A 1,859-nucleotide genomic window follows, 5' to 3' on the forward strand; every position below is an offset into this window, starting at 1 on the left:
CATGAAACCACATGCTATTTTTGTTAACACAGCGCGTTCAGCTTTGGTTGAAAAAGGGGCGATAGAAAAAATACTAAATTTGGAAAATTCAACTTACTTTGCACTGGATGTTTATGACAGCGAGCCAGTATATGGGAGCAAATTATTGCAATCAGATAGAGTTCTTTGCACGCCACATCTGGGCTATGTGACTGAAGAAAGCTTTGAGAATTATATTGAAAAAGCTTGCCAAAATATAGCATCTTTTATGAAGAGCGCTTAATGCCGGCTGAGCCAATGTTTGTAAAATTTATCTTATATCGCTAGCGTATCAAATTTGCACGACACATAATAGCTTATTTCCTTAAATTAAGCATATTCCTTAGTTTTCATATTAATACCAATAGTATGGACAGATTTTTATGTAATCAGCATAAAATACACAATTTATTATTGCAATCATTAAAAAAGGCTACTTCATTGGAATACACTTTAATTGGAGGGGGCGGAGTGAGCAATAATAAATTTATAGGAAAAAATTATTATAGATGGATTATATTGCTTGTTGCCACGATCGCTCAAGCATCAGCCTGCTTCTTTGTTCAAGGGATTGGTCCTTTAGCTGAATTTTTTAAGAAGGATTTCTCGCTTAGTGACTCTCAAATAGGTTTGCTGTCTTCAGCAGCGCAATTCCTACCTATTATTGGCTTACTTGTAGCTGACGAATTACTAGACAAGTTTAACGAGCGCTATATTGTTGGAGTTGGCGCGGTCGGCGTTTCTGTCGTTCTTTTGTTGGGAGCAATCGCAGATAACTATATTTCCCTTTTGGTTTGTTTGCTAATTATAGGGGAATTTTATAGTTCTGCTCAACCCGGTGGCGCTAAATCTGTTTCTGCATGGTTTCCACAATCGCAGCGCGGATTTGCAATGGGAATAAGGCAGGCGGGGTTAACATTAGGTTGTGGGGGCATTAGCTGGAATAGTTCTTCCTGCTAGTGTGCTTGTCTATGGCATACAAGGTGCGTTTTGGTCGGTGCCATAGTTTCTTTTTTAGGGGGATGTATATTTATTATTTTTTATCACTCACCAGCAAAAGTTATCGCTATCGTTCCAAAAAGCAAGGCAAGAATTTCGTTCTATGCAAATGTAAGATCTCGTCTTGCAATGTTGGCTGCGCCTCATATGAAGAATATTATTTTTCCAAGCGTTTCACTTGTGATCGTTCAATATGTTTTAACCATTTTTATAACGATCTATTTTTATAGAATCTATCACCTGTCTTTAGATAAAAGTACTTATTTATTTTTTGTTTCACAGGCTTCTGGTGCCTTAGGAAGAATTATTTTAGCAGCGTAGCGTGATCATTGTAGAAAAGGACGGTTTTTTCCTGTCTTGTTTTGTATGATTGCAGTCGTTTTTTGATTTTTAATATTAATTTTGGGCATGAGTGGATCCATAATTTATTTAACTATTTTATCTGCTTGGTTAGTTTTTGGAGGAATGGGATAGTATGGCCCTTGGGTTGCTTATATTGTAGACTCTTCGCCAAAAGAAAGTGTTGGCTTTTCTCTGGATTTAGCAATGTCTATAAATCAAATCGCAATCATTACTGCTCCACCATTATTTGGATTAATCTAAGATTTTACAGACACTTATTTACTAACATGGCTGATTTTAATTTTAATTATTGTTTTTTCACTTTTCTTAATAAAAAAGTAGGGAAATATAATTGGGGAGGAAATTATAATGATAAATGAAAATACTTTTGAGTTGAGCAATATCGAAAGAGACAAACTTTGGGAGGCTTTAGACCATGTTATTTATGATCCATACGGTGGTATTGAATATTCGGTTGAGTTAAAAAAATAGCATTTTCG

General features: G+C 35.6%; 4 protein-coding genes. All 4 read left to right on the forward strand.

What is annotated here, in order from left to right; all coding sequences use genetic code 11:
- On the forward strand, positions 1-262 hold a 262-nt coding region (locus ACFIL8_RS09695), incomplete at its 5' end, for an NAD(P)-dependent oxidoreductase (RefSeq protein WP_375689600.1).
- Between the two features lie 227 nt (positions 263-489).
- Positions 490-978, forward strand: coding sequence for an MFS transporter (locus tag ACFIL8_RS09700; RefSeq protein ID WP_375613390.1), 489 nt, complete (start codon positions 490-492; stop codon positions 976-978).
- Between the two features lie 30 nt (positions 979-1,008).
- Entirely contained in the window at positions 1,009-1,338 is a 330-nt protein-coding gene (locus ACFIL8_RS09705) for a hypothetical protein (RefSeq protein ID WP_375613389.1), read from the forward strand.
- Positions 1,339-1,728: 390 nt separating this feature from the next.
- On the forward strand, positions 1,729-1,851 hold the full coding sequence (locus tag ACFIL8_RS09710; protein ID WP_375613388.1) for a hypothetical protein: 123 nt from the start codon (positions 1,729-1,731) through the stop codon (positions 1,849-1,851).
- The last annotated feature ends 8 nt before the right edge of the window (positions 1,852-1,859 follow it).

It is taken from the genome of Bartonella sp. AP57NXGY (assembly GCF_042195805.1).
Taxonomy (GTDB): Bacteria; Pseudomonadota; Alphaproteobacteria; order Rhizobiales; family Rhizobiaceae; genus Bartonella.

Coding starts and splice junctions, on each gene's coding strand:
- ACFIL8_RS09710 (WP_375613388.1), top strand. CDS start 1,729: ATGATAAATGAAAATACTTTTGAGTTGAGCAATATCGAAAGAGACAAA.